General features: G+C 43.7%; 16 protein-coding genes and 4 pseudogenes. 17 read left to right on the forward strand and 3 right to left on the reverse strand.

The window, feature by feature from the left end:
- Positions 1–28 precede the first annotated feature (28 nt).
- The 3 genes from glmS (at position 29) to COHPA_RS0117365 (ending at position 3,324) form a co-directional block, all read left to right on the forward strand.
- Positions 29–1,861, forward strand: a complete 1,833-nt coding sequence (gene glmS / locus COHPA_RS0117355; protein ID WP_027087422.1) for a glutamine--fructose-6-phosphate transaminase (isomerizing) — start codon at positions 29–31, stop codon at positions 1,859–1,861.
- A 139-nt stretch (positions 1,862–2,000) separates the two neighbouring features.
- A complete protein-coding gene (locus COHPA_RS0117360) occupies positions 2,001–2,201 on the forward strand; it encodes a helix-turn-helix domain-containing protein (protein ID WP_027087423.1) in 201 nt (66 codons plus the stop codon).
- Positions 2,202–2,568: 367 nt separating this feature from the next.
- Complete coding sequence (locus COHPA_RS0117365; protein ID WP_027087424.1) at positions 2,569–3,324, forward strand: hypothetical protein; 756 nt, start codon at positions 2,569–2,571, stop codon at positions 3,322–3,324.
- A gap of 641 nt (positions 3,325–3,965) precedes the next feature.
- Here the strand turns inward: COHPA_RS0117365 and COHPA_RS25660 are convergent.
- The 3 genes from COHPA_RS25660 to COHPA_RS26505 all read right to left on the reverse strand — a co-directional run bounded on the left by COHPA_RS25660 (position 3,966) and on the right by COHPA_RS26505 (position 5,900).
- On the reverse strand, positions 3,966–4,520 hold the full coding sequence (locus COHPA_RS25660) for a zinc metalloprotease (protein ID WP_156926689.1): 555 nt from the start codon (positions 4,518–4,520) through the stop codon (positions 3,966–3,968).
- A gap of 32 nt (positions 4,521–4,552) precedes the next feature.
- Complete coding sequence (locus tag COHPA_RS0117370) at positions 4,553–5,164, reverse strand: hypothetical protein (RefSeq protein ID WP_027087425.1); 612 nt, start codon at positions 5,162–5,164, stop codon at positions 4,553–4,555.
- Positions 5,165–5,714: 550 nt separating this feature from the next.
- Positions 5,715–5,900, reverse strand: coding sequence for an IS3 family transposase (locus COHPA_RS26505; protein WP_084760770.1), 186 nt, complete (start codon positions 5,898–5,900; stop codon positions 5,715–5,717).
- Between the two features lie 71 nt (positions 5,901–5,971).
- Here COHPA_RS26505 and COHPA_RS26510 point away from each other — a divergent pair.
- The 14 genes and pseudogenes from COHPA_RS26510 (at position 5,972) to COHPA_RS0117450 (ending at position 24,707) form a co-directional block, all read left to right on the forward strand.
- Positions 5,972–7,104 (forward strand): annotated as a pseudogene (locus COHPA_RS26510) (TnsD family Tn7-like transposition protein).
- Positions 7,092–8,696, forward strand: coding sequence for a Tn7-like element transposition protein TnsE (locus tag COHPA_RS0117390; protein ID WP_027087428.1), 1,605 nt, complete (start codon positions 7,092–7,094; stop codon positions 8,694–8,696). Before COHPA_RS26510 ends, COHPA_RS0117390 begins: the two are co-directional and overlap by 13 nt.
- Before the next feature lie 122 nt (positions 8,697–8,818).
- Positions 8,819–11,581 carry an ATP-dependent helicase gene (locus tag COHPA_RS0117395; RefSeq protein WP_027087429.1) on the forward strand — a complete coding sequence of 921 codons (2,763 nt, stop codon included), beginning with the start codon at positions 8,819–8,821 and terminating at the stop codon, positions 11,579–11,581.
- A gap of 103 nt (positions 11,582–11,684) precedes the next feature.
- Positions 11,685–13,355 (forward strand): DNA methyltransferase, encoded by a 1,671-nt coding sequence (locus tag COHPA_RS0117400; protein WP_027087430.1) that lies wholly within the window; start codon positions 11,685–11,687, stop codon positions 13,353–13,355.
- A gap of 219 nt (positions 13,356–13,574) precedes the next feature.
- Positions 13,575–15,116, forward strand: a complete 1,542-nt coding sequence (locus tag COHPA_RS26285) for an anti-phage dCTP deaminase (protein WP_027087431.1) — start codon at positions 13,575–13,577, stop codon at positions 15,114–15,116.
- 1,258 nt (positions 15,117–16,374) lie between these two features.
- Positions 16,375–17,765 (forward strand): annotated as a pseudogene (ltrA, locus tag COHPA_RS0117420) (group II intron reverse transcriptase/maturase).
- A gap of 192 nt (positions 17,766–17,957) precedes the next feature.
- Positions 17,958–18,297, forward strand: a pseudogene (locus tag COHPA_RS0117425) (helicase-related protein); the annotation flags it as partial.
- A 156-nt stretch (positions 18,298–18,453) separates the two neighbouring features.
- Entirely contained in the window at positions 18,454–18,963 is a 510-nt protein-coding gene (locus COHPA_RS23710) for a helix-turn-helix domain-containing protein (RefSeq protein ID WP_211237883.1), read from the forward strand.
- Positions 18,954–19,139, forward strand: a pseudogene (locus COHPA_RS26515) (hypothetical protein); the annotation flags it as partial. The gene COHPA_RS23710 and the pseudogene COHPA_RS26515, both read left to right, overlap by 10 nt.
- A gap of 92 nt (positions 19,140–19,231) precedes the next feature.
- Positions 19,232–19,537 carry an IS3 family transposase gene (locus COHPA_RS26520; RefSeq protein WP_425393710.1) on the forward strand — a complete coding sequence of 102 codons (306 nt, stop codon included), beginning with the start codon at positions 19,232–19,234 and terminating at the stop codon, positions 19,535–19,537.
- The gene (locus COHPA_RS23715) at positions 19,534–20,028 is read left to right on the forward strand and encodes an IS3 family transposase (RefSeq protein WP_027087436.1); all 495 of its coding nucleotides are present in this window, start codon (positions 19,534–19,536) and stop codon (positions 20,026–20,028) included. Before COHPA_RS26520 ends, COHPA_RS23715 begins: the two co-directional genes overlap by 4 nt.
- Positions 20,029–20,381: 353 nt before the next feature.
- Positions 20,382–21,506, forward strand: a complete 1,125-nt coding sequence (locus COHPA_RS0117440) for an ABC transporter substrate-binding protein (RefSeq protein WP_027087437.1) — start codon at positions 20,382–20,384, stop codon at positions 21,504–21,506.
- Positions 21,507–21,521: 15 nt separating this feature from the next.
- Positions 21,522–22,481, forward strand: a complete 960-nt coding sequence (locus COHPA_RS0117445) for an NHLP bacteriocin system secretion protein (RefSeq protein WP_027087438.1) — start codon at positions 21,522–21,524, stop codon at positions 22,479–22,481.
- 63 nt (positions 22,482–22,544) lie between these two features.
- Positions 22,545–24,707 carry an NHLP family bacteriocin export ABC transporter peptidase/permease/ATPase subunit gene (locus COHPA_RS0117450; RefSeq protein ID WP_084761030.1) on the forward strand — a complete coding sequence of 721 codons (2,163 nt, stop codon included), beginning with the start codon at positions 22,545–22,547 and terminating at the stop codon, positions 24,705–24,707.
- The last annotated feature ends 15 nt before the right edge of the window (positions 24,708–24,722 follow it).

Genomic DNA, 24,722 nt, shown 5'->3' on the forward strand with positions numbered 1-24,722 from the left:
TGATACCGAAACGGAGGCTCATTTAAATATGTGCGGAATCGTTGGATATATTGGTCATAGAGAGTCGCAGCCCATTCTACTTGGAGGGCTGAGCAAGCTGGAATACCGCGGGTATGATTCAGCGGGTATTGCGGTATTCACGGAGCAAGGATTGGAAGTAACGAAATCGGTCGGCCGTCTGGCTAACCTGGAGAGCCGTCTGAGCGGGGAGCCGCTGCGCGGCACGGTCGGCATCGGACATACGCGCTGGGCGACGCACGGCAAGCCGTCGGACGTGAACTCGCATCCGCATACGGACAATTCGCTGAAGTTTTCCGTCGTGCATAACGGCATTATCGAGAACTACTTGGAACTGAAAGAAGAATTGGTTCAGGCGGGTCACCGTTTCCTGTCCGAGACGGACACGGAAGTGATCTCTCACCTGATCTCGGTCGAGTACGAAGGGGACATCGTTAAAGCGGTACAACGCGCGGTGAAGAAAATGCGCGGCGCGTTCGCGCTCGGCGTGCTCACGGAGCATGAGCCGGATCGTCTCGTAGCGGTGCGTTATGCGAGCCCGCTTATTATCGGCGTCGGCGAAGGCGAGAAATATATCGCTTCGGACATTCCGGCGATTCTCGAGCATACGCGCGACATCTATATTCTGAATGACGGCGAGATGGCCGTTCTGACGCGCGACGGCGTCGAACTGATGACGATCGAGGGCAATTTCATCTCCAAAGAAATTTTCCATGTCGACTGGGATCTGATGACCGCCGAGAAGGGCGGGTACGACCACTTCATGCTCAAGGAAATTCACGAGCAGCCGCGCGCTTACCGCGACACGATGCTCGGACGCGTGAGCGAAGACGGCAAATCGGTCGTATTGCCCGAGCTGAATATGACGGCGGAGCAACTGCGCGGCATCAATCGCGTGCACATCGTGGCCTGCGGTACGGCGATGCACGCCGGTATGGTCGGCAAGAACGTAATCGAATCGCTCGTCCGGGTGCCGGTCGAGACCGATGTCGCTTCCGAGTACCGTTATCGCTCGCCGATCATTACCCCGGATACGCTCGTTATCGTCGTCAGCCAATCCGGCGAGACGGCCGATACGCTGGCCGCTTTGCGCGAAGCGCAACGCTGCGGCGCGCGCGTGCTGGCGATCACGAACGTCGTGGGAAGCTCGGTTGCCCGCGAAGCGGACGACGTCATCATCACGCTTGCGGGACCGGAAATCGCGGTAGCTTCCACGAAGGCCTATACATCGCAGCTTATCGCGTTCTATCTCTTCGGCCTGTATTGGGCTCAGACGCTTGGCACGCAGGACGAAGCGACGATCACGAACGTGCTTGCCGCCATGCAGGCGCTGCCTGAACAAGTCGAGCACATCCTTGCGCAAGCGGAAGTCCTTAAACAGGTGGCGGAGTCGATCTCCCATCACCACAGCCTGTTCTTCATCGGCCGCGGCGTAGACTACGCCGTCGCGATGGAAGGCTCGCTGAAGCTGAAGGAAATCTCGTATATTCACTCCGAAGCTTACGCCGCGGGAGAGCTGAAGCACGGCACGCTGGCGCTCATCGAAGAGGGCACGCCGGTCATCGCGCTCATCACGCAAGAGGCGCTGTACGAGAAGACGCTTAGCAACATTAAAGAAGTAAAGGCTCGCGGCGCGGACGTGCTCGGTATCGTCAACGCCGGCCACGAGGCGGAAGTGACCAAGTCGGTCGACCGGCTGTTCGCGATCCCTCGCACGCTGCCGATTCTGACGCCGGCTCTGTCGGTAGTGCCGCTGCAGTTGCTGAGCTACTATGCTTCGCTGGCGCTGGGTCATGACGTGGATAAGCCGCGGAACCTGGCGAAGAGCGTTACGGTGGAGTAGGGGAAGCGGTAGATTCAAGATGATTCATTACAATTAAGTTTTGTTCTGAACAATAAAGTTTTGTTCAACAATATATAACCATCAAGAGGGCAACCAGAAATGATTCTGGTTGCCCTTCTTTGTAAAGGTGTGATCATAAATGGCGGATACAATAGGTCAGAAAATAAAGAAAACCAGGAAAGCATATGAAATGAACCAGGTTGAATTTTCTATAGGGCTGGGCATTTCCCAGGGTCGCCTGAGTGAGATCGAGAAAGATATTACTAAGCCTTCTGCAGAAACACTTATTGCTCTGCGTAAGCGGTATAATGTCGATCTGAATTGGCTACTTACCGATTAGTGAGATTTCTCAAGTAATGTTTTCGACGGAGTGCATTTGATCCACCCAGTCTAAAACAAATGCTAAGGTTTAGGGTTCGTTCCCGAGGATTCTGATGGAAACATAGTCCATGTTTGATCTATCGGAATCGTTGACCGAATTGACCCATATACATCAACGTTTATTGTTGATGTAGAGCCTCGACAATATCTACTGTTATAAGAAAATAATTTGTTAGACTAAAAATAAAGTATTAGACTAGTAAAATAATGTTGTAGACTGATTCTCTTGTGGTGGACTTTATATTTTGAAAGTTCTGACTTTAGTCCACTGAGTAAAGCTTGTGTATTAGATAGGGAATCGGAAAATGGACTAAGGAGAGAGTCTCATGACATCAGTCACACAAAGAATCACACAAATTAAGCAACCTCGCGGGGGGTATCTGAAACCAAAAGATTTTATTGAGATAGTTTTGGATGATGGGGTTGAACTATATCCAGAAGAGAACATTCATGCAAGTTTAGTCGGATTAGCAGTTGAGTATATGACCCGTTACACAATAGGGACTCCTGCGGAACAAGCATTTAAAATCTCATTGTTGGGTTCATCGATAGTGAAACAAGAGGACAAAGCAAGGACACTCTTACAGCAAGTGAAGGGGCTGGATGATCAGTCTATCTTCAACGCCTGTAAACTTGTAGGATATGACGTATGCCGTCGGGCCGGTATATTCAAATATCGACCTGTTGAGGAAATTCATCCCGATGAGAAAACCATATATAACGTTCGTACAATGGTAAAGCGTAGTCTTGCTTTTTGGGAACATTTTGGACCAGTCATCAAGGAAGGCTTCACTTTTGAATCTGGGTACACACAGTTGGTCACTTCAGGAGATGGAGACTATCTGACAGAAGATACTCTATGGGATTTTAAAGTGTCTAAGAATGCGCCAACAAATAAACACACTCTACAACTATTGATGTACTATATCCTTGGACGTCGATCGATTCATAAGGAGTTTTACGGGGTGACGCAATTAGGCATTTATAACCCAAGATTTAATAAAGCCTATTTGTTAGAAATTTCAAAGATTGATTCTTCGCTGATAAAAGAGGTATCTACTGATGTTTTAGGTGTTATATGAAAATAAAGTGTTAGACTGATCATGTGAATATAGTGCTTTTTTATCAGAGATTTTAAGGACAATACCCTCTATAACCTCGTCATTACGGTATTGCTTAGTCTAATACTTATTTTCCAGATGCTGACGTGCATTGTGGATAGTATTAACCACTGGAGATAAGGACATTTCTTCTGCCTCCTGGAACATATCCATGGGCGAAAATGTGGGATTATGGAGAAGAACGTGGTTTATCAATTTTAGTGTCAGCCCAAACAGATTAAACTAACGGATACAACAAATAATATTTACAAGTGTAATGCCAAGAGTATTTTTGATGCATATGAATTAATTAAATCTCTTCGACCACGCGGAGGAGAAACATATGCATTGGCACCATTAGGTACACGTCCTCATTCTATGGCTTGCGCTATTTATGCAACACGACATCCTAATACCTAAATTATATATGATCATCCTGTTGAAGTTGCACCCAGAACTAAGGGGATCTCAAGTTGTATTTGTTATCAAAAGTTGACGATTCTCAAACATAAAAACGCATTTACCGACGGTCTACGCAGATGAAAACAAACCCCGGTCATTGCTTGACCGAGGTTTGTTTTCATCCTAAATTATTTCAAAAAAGCAAATCTGAAGAGTTGGATTTATTTTATACCTTCACTTGCCCCAGTTAGATCAGCTGTTGCTGGAGAATTCGTTGTACGGGAGGAATAACCATACATAAGTTTATTGTCGTTAGTTGAGTTGTACAGGTCGTTTAGGCCAATGGCATGGCCTAATTCATGTGTTGCGATACCTTCTCTTTTAGCAGGTGAAACACACGACATTAGAGGTCTATTCAACTTGATTTTCCATGAGGTCAAGTGACCACTCGATGAAATATAATTGTAAAATGCCGCTTCAGTGGAAGTATTCTCATCTGAATATTGATTAATGGTTCCTTTATATCCGGTGGATGATTCTGTAATAGTTACCTTTGAACTCCATCTTGTAGCGCCAGTTCTTATATATTCTTTGTGTTCATCGTCGACGGAAGAATCAAATTTATATTTGAATGATGCGCTGCCATTATGGTTATCAATATCTAAACTCCATCCGCTAGATTCTCCACCTACTGACCCCGACGTATGAGCAAATACAACGTTTGGAACAGTGCAAATCATAATAAGTATGAGCAGTACCATGCTCTTCTTAATCATAATATTTCCACCTTTCAATGGTTTGGAATGCATTATTTTATATGCTGCTTAATTTTTCCAATAAGGTCTTTTTCTTTGAGGATCTGTACACCCTTTTCTGTTTTACCTTGTAAAGATTTAATTTCTTTTCCCAGACTTACAGATTTTAATTCTTCGTATTCTAGTCGTGGTTTGATAACCTTGTCATCAACAACTTTATAAAAATTTGTTTCCTCTGCGAGGAGCCAATAGGTATTTTCATAACCCTGTGCTTCCATTAAAAAAAGAATCATTTGATCATCTGGTTGAAAAAGAGCATTATCGTTAAAAGTCCATTTACTCGTCCCGTTCTGTAAAATATGTATCTGCTCATTTTGGGTTCTATTCCCTTTGTAAACCTGTTCTATTTCTGCATTGAAGATTGTTTTTGGACTTGGTTCATTAATTTCACTAACTTTATCAACAATACGTACTTTTGCAATTAAAGCGGATTTCTGAACAGATTCATCAAAACTATAAGTCGCTAATGAAGCGTGAATATTGCCGCCCTGCTCTTCTTCTTTTCCACTCAGCTGATTGAAAGCTACGAACACTACTGTTGAAAGCAAGGCAAGAGTAATAACTACAACAAACATCTTTGATCTTAAAACAGCTATCAAACTCATCAAAACTCACACTCCCTTTTAGGATTATTAAGTAATTTCACATTTCTTCCAAAGTGAATATTGCACATCGAGTTAAAACTTCACTCAAACATGATTAGCGTGCCCCTCTCCAATGTCTTTTGCATATAATACCGCCTTTCCTACAATGTATTTTCCGCCCCATGTCAATAGGGGATAAAAAGTTTTAAATCCCCTATTGACTCCTAAATGTTACCAAATATACTCTGGATTGGGAATGATGCTTGAGTCTGATCTGGTGTCGAATTCTGTCACCGTGATACAGACATTTTGGCTGCGAAAGTTTCCTATTTAAGTGCGTTTCGGCGACTAGTAAATTAGTGAGTGATCTGAGATTCAGTCTAATACTTTATTTTTGAGATTTACAATTCCGCAATCTAGGAGAGGGAAATGAGTCTAAATCCTATTTCTCAAAAGTTGACGATTTTCCTACTCAAAAACCGCGTCAAATCAATGAAGTGCACCCCGTCAAATAGACAGTCGATATATTAAAAACTCGGCATCGACCATATTCGTGGTCGGTGCTATTTTTTTAGGCGGCTGAAAGGAGAAGATATTGCCTGTATTCTAAAGGCGTCATACAGTTCAGCCTCTTCTGGTAGCGATGGTTATTGTAGTATTCGACATATTCAATAATGGCAGCTTCCAACTCTTCGTATGTATTGAATTTATTGAGGTAGTACATTTCGGATTTCATCATTCCCCAGAATGACTCCATCGGGCCGTTTGTCGGATAAAATGATGGATCGTCTGCTAGGAGTAGCAGATGATGTATGGATGCTTATCAATATGGGAGATCAGCCAGCGTTGTATAACTCCCGGCCTATCTTTCTCCCTAGATTGGCTGAGAAAGGATTTGTGACGGCTGGGAAACACATTCGACAACAACAATTGAAGGAGCAGTTTTTACTGTTTTACAGTCGTGAGATTTTAGATGTGCTGCAGAGTAGCCCGGATGATAGTGAATATTCATGGTTGGCGCTATCAACAAGAAAATCGCGTCGAGCGATTCATCCTTTACGGCAGCTCCTGCTATTCGATTTTTGTATGGATCATTTAGCGAATTTATGAGTCGAACAAAAGCCACCGACGAACCGTTTGGAATCGGACCTTGGCCGTGTCTAAATCAAGCTGCGGAACATTACAAAGAGTTTGTTGTTACAAGATGCGTAGTAACTCGTTGTTCAGATACAGGACGGCCAGTTGGTACTTTCACCTGTTCCTGCGGGTTCTCTTATTCTCGAAGGGGACCTGATCAATCAGAGGAAGATAAGTTCCATCGAGGAAGGATAAAGTCGTTTGGCTCCGTATGGATAGGAAAACTAAAACAATGTATGAAAGAAGGGTTATCCTATCGAGTTGTTGCGAAAATTCTCGGGGTAGACACGAATACCGTGATTAAATATGCAAGTAATGGCATTGCTGAAACTATAAAAGAGTCTGATAAGAAGCCACGACCAAAAGTTAAAAAGAAGATTACTACTGTTTCAAGGAATTCACCAAAGCCGCGAGTTGACTGGAAAAAACGAGATTTGGAGCTGAGTTGGGAGGTCGAATCAGCTTGTCAATCAATTCTGACGGATCAAGAATCCAAGCCTATACAGATCTCAATTGCTTTGATTGGCAAACGTGTCGGTAAGCTAAGATGGCTTGAGAAGCATTCAGATAAGCTCCCAGTGACAATGAGCTTTCTAGCTAAATATGTGGAATCGGTATCTCAATTTCAGATGCGAAGAGTGCGCTGGGCGGCGGATCAAATGGTTGGTGAATGGCCGTTGAAACGGTGGAGAATCGAAAAACTTGCCGGGTTACGACCAGACTATTCGCAAGAAGTATCTGATGAAATCAATCGTTGTATCGGTCATAACAGATATATTCACACTTTCATGTCTTTAGAGGGGATCACTTCATGGCTGCACTGATATTGAAAACCTGGCCATTTCCAGAGGATCAAGAGGCAGAGCTGATTTGGTTCGGCTCTCCGCACATGGATTACAAGGGGAATTGGCGCATACGCGTAGCATTCAGGACGAGTACCTCGGGCATTAAAGTTATATCGTACCCTTGGGGCACCCTTCCATATCTACGCATCGGCCAAATCTATTCGAACGGTATTTACGATCAGATAAGACCGATGAGTGGTTCGACTTTTCAATTCACGATAGATTCCTTAGATCAAGGAACAATTGTTAATGGTTTTAAGTTGCCTAAACGTCTAATCGACTTTGGGAAGAATCCGGAACTCGGATTGCAAAACATTATCCAGTATCGGTTCAACGGATCGACATACTGCATCCCAGTTATTGAATTAGTCAGGGCTTTGTTCATTAACTCGAGATATTTGGCCTACTATTTGCTTCAGCCTCATGGTCTGGATTTGCTCGTTGACAATAGCCATATTCAAGGAGGGATTCTATATTTCGATTTAAGCAATCGTGTACCTGCGAAATTAGCTACTGATAGTAACGCGCGACATTTGACATGGATACATGAAGATTCACGAATTCGATTTCTTTGGGATTCCGTTTATCAGAATCTGTTTAGCCGGGCGATTAAGAGCTCGCCAAGCAATCCTACCGCAGCGTTGAAAAAGGGCTTCCCTCTAGAAGTTACGCTGCCAGCAATTGGGCCTCTTGAGTTATATGTTCGAGCTGTGCAGTTCATTGATCATATTTTGGTGAAAGAGATTTTGGCAATCGGCGGTTTCCGCCATCCTTCAGACGAGATCCTCTTTTGGCACCCTTCTAAGAGGAGGCGTGAATGGAGTTCGGGCGAAAAGTCTGTTCGTATTATAGACAGAGCAAAAAATGATGACTACGTACTGAGTGATCAAAGTGACAACGCCAAAGAAGACATGAACCAGGATGTTCTCGAACCCCCCCCAACGGTTATGAAGTTCATCAATTATCCTGTTGTCGAGACTCGTCGGCTTAATGCTCGTCATTCGAACACAGGAACAGACGTTATTGTATCATCAGGGCGGGGCGGTAAATATGCAGGTACTAAAGAGGTAAGTACTCAGGACTCAATAGTTGGAGGAGACACCCCTCCTATTGATTTTCAGTCTTTGGAGACGATTCCTGTAAGCGAAGCAATGGGGCTTGAATTATTTTTCCAAATGATTGAGATTCTTAAGAAGTCTTTCCCGGTGAACATCAGAATGTTAGTCTTACGAATTCCTCCTGGGAAACGCTTCTCCATCTGTCCGAATGGATCTCGTAGGACCTGTGCAGTTGTTCAGGTTACATATGGGAACTCGGTCTCTTACGTTATTGAAGTAGCAAGGCCTGATGATTGGTCTATATCGACACTTATTCTGCGTCCTATTAATCAGATCGAGATTCGAGCAGTTGAGGACAATATTAAGCAGCTACTCGATGGTTTGGTTCAAAAGGGTGGACATTGGGATCAATATGTACTTGACCAAAGTGAGATGCGGGTTAATAAGGTAAAGCATTTTCAAAGTGATACATTACTAGATTGGGCAGGTCGAATATATGAAAAATTAGTGTAATCTATAGTAATTACTGAAATATATTACGATTAGGTAGTGCCCATGAACCAAAAGTGTAAAATATTGTTTTGAAATTATGGTAAAATTATCTCATGACAAGTGAATACTTCGGGAGGGTATGTATGCAAAAAAAACCGCTAACTCCAAAGCAAAAGGAAGCAAGTGAAGAGTTAATAAACAATGTTCAAATTATTGCGTGTGCAGGTTCCGGGAAGACTACAACAATGGTTGAGAGAATTATCAATATTTTAAGTCAACCAGAAATTGAGCCTAAGAATATTGTGGCATTTACGTTCACTGAAAAAGCGGCTAACGAATTGAAAGAACGTACCTATAAATTTGCTAAAGATAAAATTGGAAATGCAACTGGACTAGCTGAGCTATATATAGGTACCATTCACGGTTACTGTTTAAATTTATTGCAGGAACATAGCAATGAATATTCAAAATATGAAATTCTCAACGAGATTCAAACTAAGCTTTTTGTTGATAAAACATTTAAAATCAATGGGTCAAACCAAATAAAATATGTGGATAAAAAGGGTAATGAATCAAGTCTAGAAAGATTTATTGACACTGATTTATATATCGAGGTAGTAAACACGATTAGGGAGTCAGATGTACTGGAGTTACAGAACTACACAGTACCAGCAAATGTGCGGTCAGCGGTCGAGAAGTATGAAAGATGCTTGGATGAAAATAGCTTTTTTGACTATACCTCGATTATGTTGAAGGCAATTAAATTGTTGCAAAACAATAATCATATTAGGAATAAAATAAAAAAGGAATTAAAGTATTTGATTGTAGATGAGTATCAGGATGTTAACCCAATTCAAGAAAAGTTAATAAACATTATATATTCATTGAACACTAATATATGTGTGGTTGGTGATGATGATCAAATCTTATATCACTGGCGAGGAAGTAAATCTGACAATATTATTAATTTTGATTCCAGATATAAAAATATAAAACGTATAGAACTGCTTGAAAATTTCAGGAGCAGCAAAGGGATAGTAGATTCAGCTGCTGTGGTTATCAATCACAACCAGGCCAGACTGCACAAAATGATGATCAGTGCTAATAATCAAGAATATTCACAGTATGATATTCTCGGGAATAGATTTAATTCTGAAACAGAAGAAATAGATTTTATTATCGATAAAATTAAACAGTTACAAGGAGCATCATTTCAAGATGTACCAGGTGCTGCAGAACGTGGCATTACGTATAGTGATATGTCCATTCTTGTGTACTCGGTCAAGAAGATTCCACAATACTTAATAGATCGTCTTTCGGATGAGGGAATTAAATTTGTCGTTGAAGGTATGAAGAATTTATTTGAGACGTTAGAAATTAAAGCGAGTGTTATGCTATTTAATTACTTGCACAATCAATGCAGCTATGAAGAATTATATCAATATTGGTCAAATCAAAGTTTTTCAATAAAAGAGATTGTATTAACTGCAGCGTTAAATAGTTTATCAAAAATGAAACAAGACATAGACTGCATTCCTTGGGAGGATTTTATCTTACAAGGAATCTATAAGGAGTTTCTTGAAAATATCGGTGTATTTGAACTGGATGAAAATGAATATGATAGGTTATTGTACAACTTCGCTAAATTCACCGAAGTGATCAATGATTATGAAAAGATACATTTAAAAAATTCACCAACAAACAAGTTATATGGATTCTGTGCGTTTCTTAAATATGCTGCAGCTGATTATTACCCAGAAGGATGGCTCTCTCCATCCTATAGAAGTACAAAAGGGCTTAAAATTATGACTTTTTTCCAGGCTAAAGGCTTGGAGTTTCCAGTAGTGTTTATGCCCTTCTTAACTCAATCATTTATGTTCCCACCTAAAAAAGGGGGGAAAAATAAGTGGGCAATAATTGGTGACATATTAGATAAACGTGAATATGAAAGTGGTCCTGAAGATTTAAGAAGGCTGTATTACGTAGGTGTAACTAGAAGTAAAAAATATTTATTTATGTCTCAAGCGCCACATTTGTTTGGGGGTGGCAATAAATCTTTTAGCAAACCTGCAGAAGCTTTTATTGAAATATTGCATTCCGACTATGTTGTGCAAGACAAAAACTTTAATCATGCTTCTATAAAGAAATCTGATATTATCGATCGAATTGATCAAGATGTTATTAATTTGGATTTCTCGACATTAAAAAGTTATTTCGAGTGCCCAACACAATTTAAGTATTCATCAGTATATGGTTTTGTTCAGCCACTGGATTATAGAATGGGATATGGGAAATCGATGCATAATATGTTAGAGGATTTGCATAAAAATTATCGCGAGAGCACGCTACCTGGTCCAGAAATAGCAGAGCAATTGATTAATAAACATTTTTATATCCCTTACGCAGCTAAAATGCTACGCGATTCGATGATAGCACGTGCGCGAAAGGATTTAATTAATTACATCAGGCTTAATAGACATAAGTTCCCACAGATTATTTATGTTGAGAAACAAATTGAGATTAGTTTAACGGATCAGCTCTTTGTGAACGGAAGAATTGATTTAGTTAGAAATACTGAAACCAATACAACTACAATTATTGATTTTAAATCCGATAAATCCGCCCAATCTGATGAACTAATAAATGATCAATTAGCGATATATGCGTTGGGATATAAGAAATTGACGGGACAAGCACCGAATTTTGTAGAATCATATATATTAGAAGAAAATTATCCAAAGCAAATTGAAGTTACAGAGACTCTATTAAAAGATATTGAACAGAAGATTCTTCAAGTTCAATCTAGTATTGAAGGTAATAGTTTCAATAAGGTTAAGGGATACAATCATGATCACCCTATTTGCACGAGTTGTAAATATAAGAACGCATGTTTGAAAAAGCTTTAGATTATTCGGATCAAGCATGTTATAATTATAGTAATAACTTGATTGTAAGCCGCTCATCTTCCAAGGTGCGCGGCTTAATTCCTGGAGTTTAGAAGGCTGGTGAATGCTTATGTTGGAAAATAGACAAGTAGAGGAACAATGGCAACTCGATTTAGATTACAGTGGTGAAAATAATTTTGCTTCTTTCTTTAGATCCAACGGAGTTATTCACTCGTATCCAGCTAAAGCTGTTCCAGAGATGGTTAATTCATTAATAACCAAAATTAAAGAGAGTTTTGAAATTAATACTGTTCTTGATCCATTTGTAGGTAGTGGGACAGTCGCAGTAGAGGCTAAATATATGGGTTTAGATTTTTATGGTTCGGATCTGAATCCCTTATCTATTTTGCTATCCCGCACAAAAACTCTTACCATGAATAATGGAAGCTATATTGAAAAGCAATTAAGATCTTTTTCCATAGAAGTAAGTCAAAACTATCAGCCCTTACATGTTCAAGGAATTGAGCATTTTAATAATATCTCATACTGGTTTAAAGAAGATAACATAAAGCAACTTTCATATATTAAATCGTGCATTTCCGATTTTTTAAAAAGAAAACGCGGCACAAGCAGAGAAACTTTTGCTCTAATACTACTCACAGCTTTTAGTACAACTATTCGATCAAGCTCCTTAACTCGTAATGGTGAATTTAAATTGTACCGAATATCACCTATGGAGATTAGCAATTTTTCAGTCAATTCGATTGAGCTGTTTCAAAAGAAAATTGAAGATCTTTTAGATTTGTTAGAGCATACTAAAGATGCTTTCACTAACGAAACGAAGGCTGAATTTCGTCTCGCAAATGCAAAAAGTTTATCGTATTTGAAAAATAAAACGATTGATTTAGTAATAACATCCCCACCATATGGGGACTCACAAAGTACTGTAGCATATGGACAATTTTCTAGATTATCTATTCAGTGGATGCAAGATTTGCTGAAAAAATATCTCAGCATTGATGTTTATGCAGATAACTGCGATGAATATTTATTAGGTGGCAACAAGTCGGAAATTCTTGAAAACTCTTCCGGGATTATCAGTAATTCAAAGACACTTTCTTTACTCGATGAAGAATTAAAAAGTGTTGTTACTTCGGAAACTAAAAAGATAATTGATTTGAAAAATTGTGTGGCCATTCTGCTAATTAATTCGAATTTGGATATGTTAATAAAGGCTCTTGAAAATGATGAGTTATTTAAATTAATAAAAGAACGGATTAGATTGGATATATATAGAAAGTTAAATAGTAAGGCTAACCTACCGACAAAAAAGATTAAAGAGATTGCTAAAAAATCAGCAGATAGATTTATGAGTCAACTAAGTGCATTAAAAGGTTCAAGGCGTTATAGGAAAATGGAAATTATAAAGAGTAAACTTCCGTTTATTAACGAAACTCTTGAAAGAAGAGTTGAATCGCAACCAGAACGTTATGATGAAATAATAAAATTCTTTCGAGATCTCTATTCCGTAGTTAAAGAAACTGATAGAGTGCTTGCATCTGGCGGAGTTCAAGCGTGGATTGTCGGTCACCGAACAGTATTAGGTAAAGTTACAATTAATTTAATGGGAGTATTGCAGGATTGGTTTGAGAATTTGGGGTATAGAAAGATTACATCATTAAATCGTCAATATTCATTCAAGAGATTACCCCATCATATTAACTCGACAATAACTCGTAATGACGAAATTAAAACAATGATGCAGGAATATATTTTAGTAGTCCAAAAAAAGTAATGATAAGCAGTTGACCACTTCTAAGTGTTCAACTGCTTTTTCTTTTAAATAAAGCTGGACTGTTCATTTCTTCGAACTCGTTGGGAATTTTCTCAAAAATACCCCCATTTGCTCGGGCACAAGAAATTAAACTGGCAAAAGGAGGATATTTGGAGAAAGATGGCGAATAAAGTGATAATTTGCATCCTCATTAATATGTCGTACACAGGAGGAGAGTAATTGTTAAAGAAACCAGACTCTTCAATGATAAAGCGAGCAAGAAAAGAGCCTATAGATGTACTTGATAATAAGTACTCTGATTCAGAATTAGTAATTGGGCTTGTAGGGGCTGTTGGAACAGAACAGAACTTCATAGTTGAAATAATCAAAGAAAGATTGCAAACTGCTTTTCGATACAACGTGGATACAGTCCATGTTTCTAAGGATGTCATTTCTAATCTATATACACCCGGCAATCATGAATCCGATTATGATCGTGTACAGGAATTAATAGTGCTTGGGAATACAGCTAGAGAAAAATCAGGTGATCACTCAATTCTTGCACTAGGTGTTGCTTCAGAAATTTTCAAAAGAAGAGAAATAGATCAGAACACCGAAACAGTGAAACCGAAATTGCGAACTGCGTATATTATTAACTCATTGAAACATCCTGCGGAGGTTGAGAAGTTAAGAGAAATCTACTCGAATGGTTTTTATTTAATTGGTATTCATTCGGACGAAAATAAAAGACGGAAACATTTGATTAATTCAAAGTTCATGACAGAAGATCAGGCTAATGATCTCATTAAACGGGATATGGATGAAGTAGATGGGCATGGTCAACATACAAGAGATACATTTGAGTTGGCGGATTTTTATGTTCATCTAGACGTACATGATCAAGCGAAAAATAGTATTTGGCGAATTCTTGATCTAATATTCGGGCATCATCATTTAACACCAACATTCGATGAATTTGCAATGTATATGGCATTTACATCAGCTTTAAGATCAGCAGATTTATCTCGACAGGTCGGTGCAGTAATTGCAAGAGACAATGAAATTATCGCGTTAGGAGCAAATGATACACCTAAGTATGGCGGAGGGTTATACTGGCCCGAATTTGATATTATAAACAATGAATTTAAGGACTTTCAGAATGGTAGGGATTACACTAGAGGTGTGGATTCCAATAAACAGGAACAGGCACGAATTATCGAGAATATTATTCTTGCATTAGAGATTGATGATGAGGAAACAAAGAAAAAAATAAGGGATAAATTGAAAAAGAGTAGAATTAAGGATATTACAGAGTATGGGCGAGTCGTTCATGCTGAAATGGAAGCATTATTAATGTGTTCCCGTAATAATGTTTCTACTCGTGGAGCAACGATTTATTGTACGACATTTCCGTGTCATAATTGTGCAAAGCATATCATAGCTGCAGGAATTACCAAGGTAATTTATGTAGAGCCATATCCTAAAAGCAAGGCATTTGAGTTTCACTCCGATGCAATTGCTACGGATTCAAACGCCTCTACTGAGGGAGTTATTTTTACTCCTTTCGTTGGAATTGGGCCAAGAAAATTTTTTGAACTCTTCTCAATGTCATTAGGATCAGGTTATAATAAGGTTAGGAAGAATAAGGATGGCGAAGCCCTTAAGTGGAAACCTAAGGAATCAAGAATGCGATCCCAATTGCTTCCTGTTTCTTATTTGGAACGAGAAACATACGCTACAAATGATTTTGAAGAAAAGAGGAGAATTTTAAATGAGAACTAAAGAGCGATTGCTAAAAAACGAAGGAGTTAACTCAGATAACAGAAATACTGATCTGCACATTGAGTTAGCATCTAGGGTGGTAAGCAATTGGCCTGATTGGAAAAAGGCTGTATATAAGAGCCAATCTCCTCGAAACGTTTATCGAAAGTCGGTTACGAGCCAATAATATAAATTATCAATAATTCCAGCCCCAGAATTTTTTTGGGGCTGTTGTATTTAATTCTACATTCATAAGTCTAATACTTTATTTTTCCGTGATTTATGATATTTACTTGTTTCATTAAGACTAGTCTAATACTTATTTCTCAAAAGCTAACGATTTTCAAACTTAAAAACCGCGTCAAATCAACAACTCCAGTCTAATACTTTATTTTCTTCGAACATTATTGTCCAGTGATAAAAAACTCTGGAACCAGTTAATAAAGTCTGGAACTAGTAAAGAAACTGTGGAACTAGTAATATAAGTGTGGAACTTCTAGAACAAGCCCGATGATGCTTTCTTTGATCATCGGGCTTGTTTGTGTGGAGGGGTAGGTAAATTTGTCTGATACGATTGGTCAACGAGTGAAGAGGATGAAGAAAGTGAGAAGGCTCCATCGCGAAATGAGAAAACGCGGGTGGGATAATAAAGATCTCCCAGGACTACGAATGACGGCGTGGAGAAGCTCCTATTCGGCGTATGCGCAGTACGCAATGCCAAACAAATGGTTTGAAGAATTCGGTCTAAGTAGTCTGCTTGCCATTTACAATGAACTTCATCCCCAAAGGGGATAGACGCTGGAGGAGCCGGATGCGATGACCCGCACGTCCGGATCTGTGAGAGGCCCATGCAAATGCGCATGGGCCTACTCGATGTACGCCCAGCATGGGCGTCATCTCTACGGTGAAAGTCCGGAATGGGGGCTGGCAAGCGCCTACCATAGCCAAGAGCAAGGGTGTCCGCCGCGAGGCGGAATCCGAAGGAAGCTGGAGGCAAACGCACGGCTCGAGGTACACGAATCCAATTTGAGGCGGTTGCAGTCGGATGAGTCACCATCACATGACGAAATCCTAAGCTGCCAAAGGCTGCAGCCGTAAACTTGGGCGAGCGCGGGCGGAAAGATGACGTTCTTATCTGGGGAGACCTGTGGAATATGCGAAGTATTTGCGTAACCGTGGCTGAGAAGTCGCGCTGAATCCGCAGGAGTCAGCAGAAGCCATGGTACGGTGTTGTTGCAACAACTCCGGAAGGGCTGAACCTAAAGGAGAGAAGAAATCGATGCGTTCGCGCGAAGAACAACGACAGCAGAATATCCCGCAAGGGAGCTCGCGGCAAAGGGTAGCGGTGAAACCGCAAGGGTATGCCGGAGCCCGAGTTCTTCGTCGGCACAAACCGACCTTTCTTCTCGCGAAGGAAAGCACGACTTGCTGGATCAAATGCTCGAGGAGGGAAATCTCCGAGAAGCCTACAAGCGAGTGAAACAAAACGGAGGAGCGCCCGGCATAGACAACGTGACGGTAGCCGAGCTACAAGCACACGTATGGGAATGCTGGGAAACCGTGAAAGCGCAGCTCCAATTGGGTACGTACAGACCGATGCCAGTCAAACGGGTGGAAATCCCCAAACCCGGAGGCGGGGTGCGGCTGTTAGGTATCCCAACCGTAATGGACCGCTTGATCCAACAAGCCCTCATGCAAGTAATGACACCGATTTTCGACCCGTTATTCTCACCGAACAGCTTTGGATTCCGCCCAAGGAAACGTGCCCATGACGCAGTAAAACAAGCGCAGTCCTACATTCAAGAAGGAAATCGCTGGGTCGTAGACATAGATTTGGAGAAGTTCTTTGACAGAGTGAACCACGACATCCTCATGGCAAGGGTAGCACGAAAAGTCGCGGACAAGCGTGTCTTGAAGCTGATTCGTTCCTACCTCAATGCCGGAGTCATGGTCGACGGGACAAAGCAGGAGACGCTGGAAGGAACGCCGCAAGGCGGTCCGCTCAGCCCGCTTTTAGCTAACATCCTGTTGGACGATCTGGACAAAGAGTTAACGGAACGCGGCTTGAAGTTTGTGCGTTATGCGGACGACTGCAACATCTTTGTCCGAAGCAAGCGTGCAGGTGAACGCGTAATGGCGTCGGTCATTCGCTTTGTAGAGGGGAGGCTCAGACTAAGAGTGAATCGGGACAAGAGTGCGGTAGACCGCCCATGGAACCGCAAGTTCCTTGGATTCAGCTTTCTCAGCAACAAAGTCGCGACGATTCGAATCGCGCCGAAGAAACTGGAACAACTAAAGGAACGCGTCAGGGAGATAACCTCGCGTACGCGAGGCGTCTCGATGGAGAAGAGGCTGCAAGAATTAAATCGCTACCTGATGGGTTGGATAGGCTACTTCCGGCTAGCATCCGTAAAGACGCACTGCGAACGACTCGACGAATGGATTCGCCGAAGACTACGCATGTGCCTATGGAAGCAGTGGAAACTACCTAAATCCAGGCTCCGAAACTTACGTGCCCTAGGTGTACCGGAGTGGGCGGCAAGAATGATGGCAAACGCTCGCCGCGGATGCTGGGAAATGTCCCGAAACATAAACAACGCCCTTAATCGCTCCTACTGGAGTGACCAAGGGCTGTTAAGTCTGACAACTCGTTATCTTGAAACTCGTTAACTTTTAGGAACCGCCGTATGCGGACCCGCATGTACGGTGGTGTGAGAGGTCGGGGGCTAGCCGCCCCCATCTACTCGATTCAAAGGATGAGCAAGCAATGGCGGATACAATTGGTCAAAAAATAAAGAAAAATAAGGAAACTGAATGATATGAGCCAAGAAGAGTACGGTATCAAGTGGCAAGTTGGGGAACAACAAAACCGTTATCACAGAAAGCTTCAACCACGTCATTCTGGATGAACTCACGAAGTATATCGACCCTGAATCTGAAGGGAAGACGCTCATCTTCGCTGCGACGGACGATCATGCGGGATATGGTCGTTCGGATTTTCAAGGAAGAGCTGGAGAAGGTATACGGCGAGGTAGACGACAATGCGGTTCTGAAAATCACCGGTTCGATAAAAGACCCGCTAAATGCCATCAAGCTGTTCAAGAATGAACGGCTGCCCAATATCGTCGTTACCGTCGATCTACTGACGACCGGCATCGATATTCCGAGCATCACGAACCCCGTCTTCATGTGCCGCGTTCGTCGTATCGTTGGATTGGGCGGATTCTTTTTGCTGCTTCCGGCATAGACACACTAAAAAACCTGATATCATAAGCATGACCCCGTAACTCGTTTGATATGCTCCCCCTATGGTAGACAGTTGAAATAATAAAACTGTTTATCATTGGGGGAGTTCTTTATGTCTCGTAAAGCAAAGATTTCTGGATTAGAAAAGATAGCTGCCATTGAAAATTATCTGAGGGGGGAAGATTCACTCAATCACATAGCTATCTCGCTAGGCGTTTCTCATTCATCTGCCAAACAATGGCTTCAAGTTTATCACTCATTAGGTCCAAATGGACTCCACAGTTCATCCAGAAACATTGCATATTCTGCGGAATTAAAGGTAGTGGCTGTCAGAGATTATTTATCTGGCGGCGGTTCACATATGGAGATCTGTAAAAGATATGGGATTAAATCAACCCGTCAACTGCGTAATTGGATCCTAAAGTATAATGGTCATGAGGAGTTGAAAGCTTCCGGTACAGGGGGAACACCGATCATGACTAAAGGACGAGCAACCACTTACGATGAAAGGGTAGAAATCGTCAGATTCTGCATTGAGCATCAACACGACTATGCCCAGACAGCTGAGAGAAATTTCAGGTATCCTACCAACAAGTCTACTCATGGACGAATAAATACTTAAAATCAGGTGTGGAAGCACTTCAGGACAAACGTGGAAAAAGGAAGTCTGAGGATGAGATGTCCGAGGTCGAGAAACTGAGGGCTCAGAACAAACTGCTCCAGGCTGAGAACAAAAGAAAACAGATGGAGATCGACTTTCTAAAAAAGCTGAAAGAGATCAAAAGGAGGCGGTTCTAAGCCAAGTCCGATTAGAACCCGAGTATCTTGCCATACGCGATCTTCATGCTGCAAAAGCATACCCTATAGGTCAACTCTGCGAAATTGCAGGCATTCAGCGTTCTTCGTATTATAAGTGGCTTAACCGGAGAGAGAGTGACAACGAGAAATTTAACAAAACATTACTACCCCTAATTAAGAACGCCTACGAGGAAAAGAACGGCATCCTCGGGTATCGCCAGATGACCATCAAGCTAAACCGAGAACATCATTTGAGAGTGAATTATAAACGAATTTACAGGCTCATGAGCATCTTACATCTAAAATCGGTATGCCGTAGGAAGCGAAAGAGCTATGTCTCGTCCACGCCTGAAATTACGGCGGAGAACGTCTTGAACAGAGATTTCAAATCCGATTGAGTTCGGTACTAAAGTGGCTCACTGACGTGACCGAGATGAAGTACGGTCACAACAAGGCGTATCTTAGTGCCATCCTTGATTTGTCGGACAAAAGTATTGTTTCTTTTGTGGTGGGACATTCCAATAACAATGAGCTCGTATTTCGAACCTTTGATATTGCCCGCCAGATCTATCCTGGAGTTAAGCCCATTTTTCATAGTGACCGTGGTTTCCAGTATACGAGCAAAAGTTTTAAGAAGAAACTGGACGATGCAGGCATGACACAAAGCATGTCTAGGGTGTCGAGGTGTATCGACAACGGCCCGATGGAATCATTCTGGGGAATGATGAAATCCGAAATGTACTACCTCAACAAATTCAATACATACGAAGAGTTGGAAGCTGCCATTATCGAATATGTCGAATACTACAATAACCATCGCTACCAGAAGAGGCTGAACTGTATGACGCCTTTAGAATACAGACAATATCTTCTCCATTCAGCCGCCTAAAAAAATAGCACCGACCACGAATATGGTCGATGCCGAGTTTTTAATATATCAACTGTCTACTTTACAGGATGCACTTCAGTTTACGGGGTATTTTTGTTTTTTTAAAGCTGATCGAGATGAACCTTGGCGAAACTTGAAGGCTTGGACGTCGGTCACGGTCGTGCCCGACTCAGCGGCCGACGAAATCTACCCATGCATTCTTTGTTTTTAGAGAGTATCCCAATATATATCTTTGGTTATACGACATCAGGAAGGCTTATTTAATAGAATATCTTAGACACAATGAGCTATCGTTCGACTAAAGCTTCCTGGCTTCAACAAGAAAGGGGTCGTCCGCCGTGAGGATCATAACGATGTGGCTTCTATTGATAATGATTGTTATCGTGTCGGGCTGTGTGCAGCAGGACGACTACGAGAGGCAACGGGAACACAAGCTGAGCGACAGTAGGGGGGACATCATTGTCGGCGTATCGTGGCCGTTTGCCGACATGGACGACGGGTTCAGTGAAGGGCTGGAGCTCGCGCTGGATGAGATCCATGCGACAGGGGGATCGGGCAGGCTGGTTAAGCTCATTATCGAGGACGAGCAGACCTCTGTCGCGACCGGAATGACGATTGCGCAGTCGTACGCCGAGAATCCGGAGATGGTAGCGGTGATCGGCCATCGCAGTTCTTCCATCGCTTTGCCGGTAGCGAGTATATACCAGAACGCCGGGTTGCTCTACCTATCTCCTTCCGCGACCTCGCACAAGCTAGCGGCAAGCAAGCTGAGCCGATATATCAGTCTCATTCCGAACGATCGCCAAGAAGGCGAGAGGTTGGTCGAATACGCGGCATCGGCCGGATATAAGAAAATCGTGATCTTCTACTCCAAGGATGAGTATGGCAAAGGGTTGGCTGATTCCTTCGAAGATGCCGCGAAAGCACATGGCATGCAAATCGTTGACCGCGTTTCAGACTATGAGGACCCTAAACGTTTAAGGCACTATGACGAGAAGTGGAAATTGCTTGGGTATGACGCCGTATTGCTTGCCGAAATGATGCCGAACGCCGCGCAGTTTTTGGCGAGCTTTCGCGCCGACGGCATACAAGTTCCGATTATCGGAGGCAAAGGAATAGATTCGCTGAAGCTGCTGCAGGAGGCGGGACATGCGGCGGAAGGCGCGGTTGTTGTCAGTATTTTCGATCCTGACCGCGGAGATGAGGCGGTTCAAAGCTTCATGAACAAATTCAAGCGCAAATATGGCCATGAGCCGTCTACTTGGGCTGTACAAGCTTACGATTCTCTAACGTTATTAGTCTCTGCGATCGAGAAAGCGGGTTCCCGCCGGCCTGATGACATTGCTGCCGTCTTGAAGCAGTCCAAGCTATGGCCCGGCGTTGCCGGACCCCGTTCGTTCGACGCTTACGGAGTTGTGTATGATATGCCCATCATGCTGAAACAAGTGAAGGACGGCCAGTTCAACGATTTGAAATGAAGGAGCTGAAGCCGCGTGAATCCTAACCTCTATCGCAAAGTGTCCGTGGAACGATTATCGTCGCCTGAACAGTTGGACACCTTGATGACCGTTACTTCGCCTAGAGGGTGGCTTGCGCTGTTGGCGTCGGGCCTATTGCTTGCCTCTGCGATGATATGGAGCTTCTTCGGCACGATGAGCACGAAGGTTCAGTCGCAAGGAGTATTGATTAATCCGGAAGGCGTTCACAATATTTATGCACAGTCGGGCGGCTCGATTACGGATATTCGGGTAGAAGCGAACGAGTTCGTACATAAGGGCGATGTCATCGCTAGAGTGGAGCAGCCCGCATTTCTCATGGAGCTCAAGCAATTGCACGATGAGTTGCAAGCCGCGCAAGATCTTAACCGACGCGAGCCGTCAGCGCAATTGAGCGAACAAATCGGCAAGCTGCAGGCTTCGATCGCGGACCTGCAGAGGGAATATTCGGATGCTTCGACAATCGTCAGTTCTCAAGAGGGGCGCGTTCTAGAAGTAAAGGTGGAGAAGGGCGCGATAATCGGGCCTGGAACGCCGATCATCTCTGTCGAGTCGGGAACGGGCGGTCTTCTGCAGGCGGTGATTTACGCTCCTGTACAAGTGGGCAAGACTATTGTGCCAGGGATGCATGCGCAGCTGTCGCCCAGTTCTGTTAATAAAGAAGAATTCGGATTCATGCTCGGACGGGTTGCATCGGTCTCCGAATTTCCGATGTCGGCAGAAGGCATGATGGTCGCTCTTGGCAATGAGGCTTTGGTGGCGGAGCTGGCGGGAAGCGGGTTGGCGATGTTGGAAGTGCGCATTGAATTGATTCCGGACAAGCATACGGTCAGCGGTTACAAATGGTCCACCGGTAAAGGCCCGAATACGCGGATCGAAAATGGAACGTTGGTGGCGGGCGCTGTGACGATTCGGGAGCAAAAACCGATTACTTCGATCATTCCGGCCATTCATTAATCGGTGCGAGAGAGAAGAAGGGAGAGCTTCCTCATGTTCTCGTTCAAACGAGCGGATAAGCGCATGAAACGAGTTAAGACACCGACTGTGCTGCAGATGGAAGCGGTCGAATGCGGCGCGGCCGCACTGGGGATCGTTCTCGCTTACTATCAAAGTTACATTCCGCTTGAAGAGCTTCGAGTGGAGTGCGGCGTGTCCAGAGACGGCAGCAAAGCGTCAAACATCGTCCTTGCAGCACGGAAATACGGTTTCACGACGAAGGCTTACCGGAAGGAACCAGCAGCTCTTAAGCAGATGCAAGGTCCGATGATCGTGCATTGGAATTTCAACCACTTTCTTGTCGTCGAAGGATTCAAGGGCGACAACGTGTTCTTGAACGATCCGGCAAGCGGGCCGCGCGTTGTCACGTTCCAGGAATTTGACCAATCGTTCACCGGCGTCGTCATGACGTTCGAGCCTTCGCCCGAATACAAGCCTCACGGTACGAAGCCCGGAATGACCGCAGCGCTCGCGAGAAGGCTGAAGGGCTCGGAAGCCGCGCTCATCTTCGTATTTCTGGCTGGGCTGTTTCTCGTTGTGCCGGGCCTTGTCATTCCAACCTTCTCGCGAATTTTCATCGATAATATATTGCTCGGACATACGTACAACTGGATGGTGCCGTTGCTGCTCGGGATGGGCGCGACGGCGATTGTCCGAGCGTTGCTGGTATGGCTGCAGCGATATTACTTGCTCAGGCTCGAGATGAAATTTTCGTTAAGCACGTCGAGCCTCTTTTTTTGGCATGTGCTGAGACTTCCAATCGTGTTCTTCGCGCAACGTATCAGCGGGGAGATCAGCTCAAGAGTCATGATTAACGATCGGGTGGCGAAGCTGTTATCCGGCGATGTGGCCGTCGCGTTAGTCAATTCCATTATGGTCGTGTTCTATATGATACTTATGCTGCAATACAGCGTATTGCTCACCGTTTCGGCGGTGTTGGCCGCTATGCTTAACGTCGTATTTCTGCGGTTCGTGTCTCGCAAGAGAGTGGACTTGAGCATGCGGATTATCCAGGAAAGCGGCAAAGCGCAAGGGATCGCGATGAACGGCTTGCAAATGATCGAGACCCTGAAAGCGAGCGGATCGGAGTCGGATTTTTTTGCCCATTGGGCGGGGCACCAGAGCAAGCAGTTGAATTCGGAGCAGCGGATCGGCGTCACATCGCAATGGCTGACTGCGGTACCGACGCTGTTAACGGGGTTAAGCACGGTTGTCATTCTCGTCATCGGCGGCTTTCAGATTATGGACGGAGCGCTCACAGTCGGGATGCTCGTCGCTTTTCAAAGCTTGGCCGCTAGTTTCATCGAGCCGGTGAATCAGCTCGTCCAATTAGGCGGGTCGCTTCAAGAAGCGCAGGGCGGATTAAAGCGGCTCGACGATGTGCTGAATTACCCAATCGACAGTCAGACGGATGACGAGGAAGCCGCACTTCCGAATACGGCAGTCGCTCAGAATAGTCTAGCCAAGCTGTCGGGTTCTGTGGAACTGAGAAACGTCACCTTCGGTTATAACAGGCTGGAACCGCCGCTTATCGAAGATTTCAGCCTGCAGTTGAAGCCAGGCTCACGTGTCGCTCTCGTCGGAGGTTCGGGGAGCGGGAAGTCGACGATCGCCAAGTTAATCGTGGGCCTGTATGAGCCGAGCTCAGGCGAGGTCCTGTTAGACGGCGTTAATCGGAAGCAGATCTCGCGGTCATTGATCGGCAATTCCGTTGCCGTCGTGGATCAAGACATCGTTCTGTTCGAAGGCACGATCCATGATAACTTGTCGTTATGGGATGCCACCGTTCCCGAGATCGATATCGTTCGGGCGGCGAAGGATGCCTGCATTCATGATGAGATTAGCGCGAGAGTCGGGAGCTACGACCATATGCTCGAAGAAGGCGGCGGTAATTTCAGCGGCGGTCAGAGGCAGCGTCTGGAAATTGCCCGAGCGTTAGCCGGCAACCCGTCGATTCTCGTCCTCGATGAAGCGACGAGCGCGCTTGACCCGAACACGGAACAGCGGGTGGATGCAAGCTTCCGCAGAAGAGGCTGCACATGTATTATCGTCGCGCATCGTTTAAGTACGATTCGCGATGCGGATGAAATTATCGTACTGCAGCGGGGTAAAGTCGCTGAACGCGGAACGCATGAACAATTAATCGTACACAACGGCGAATATGCCAAGTTGATACAAGAGTATTAGCTCGATATGGCGACG

This window comes from Cohnella panacarvi Gsoil 349 (assembly GCF_000515335.1).
Classification (GTDB): Bacteria; Bacillota; Bacilli; order Paenibacillales; family Paenibacillaceae; genus Cohnella; species Cohnella panacarvi.

Excerpts from the sequence above, each read along its gene's own strand:
- COHPA_RS0117440 (WP_027087437.1), top strand. The coding sequence starts at position 20,382 with ATGTGGCTTCTATTGATAATGATTGTTATCGTGTCGGGCTGTGTGCAG.
- COHPA_RS0117360 (WP_027087423.1), top strand. The coding sequence starts at position 2,001 with ATGGCGGATACAATAGGTCAGAAAATAAAGAAAACCAGGAAAGCATAT.
- glmS (WP_027087422.1), top strand. The coding sequence starts at position 29 with ATGTGCGGAATCGTTGGATATATTGGTCATAGAGAGTCGCAGCCCATT.
- COHPA_RS0117395 (WP_027087429.1), top strand. The coding sequence starts at position 8,819 with ATGCAAAAAAAACCGCTAACTCCAAAGCAAAAGGAAGCAAGTGAAGAG.
- COHPA_RS0117370 (WP_027087425.1), bottom strand. The coding sequence starts at position 5,164 with ATGAGTTTGATAGCTGTTTTAAGATCAAAGATGTTTGTTGTAGTTATT.
- COHPA_RS0117390 (WP_027087428.1), top strand. The coding sequence starts at position 7,092 with ATGGCTGCACTGATATTGAAAACCTGGCCATTTCCAGAGGATCAAGAG.
- COHPA_RS0117400 (WP_027087430.1), top strand. The coding sequence starts at position 11,685 with ATGCTTATGTTGGAAAATAGACAAGTAGAGGAACAATGGCAACTCGAT.
- COHPA_RS0117450 (WP_084761030.1), top strand. The coding sequence starts at position 22,545 with ATGAAACGAGTTAAGACACCGACTGTGCTGCAGATGGAAGCGGTCGAA.
- COHPA_RS26505 (WP_084760770.1), bottom strand. The coding sequence starts at position 5,900 with ATGGAGTCATTCTGGGGAATGATGAAATCCGAAATGTACTACCTCAAT.
- COHPA_RS23710 (WP_211237883.1), top strand. The coding sequence starts at position 18,454 with ATGTCTCGTAAAGCAAAGATTTCTGGATTAGAAAAGATAGCTGCCATT.
- COHPA_RS25660 (WP_156926689.1), bottom strand. The coding sequence starts at position 4,520 with ATGATTAAGAAGAGCATGGTACTGCTCATACTTATTATGATTTGCACT.
- COHPA_RS0117365 (WP_027087424.1), top strand. The coding sequence starts at position 2,569 with ATGACATCAGTCACACAAAGAATCACACAAATTAAGCAACCTCGCGGG.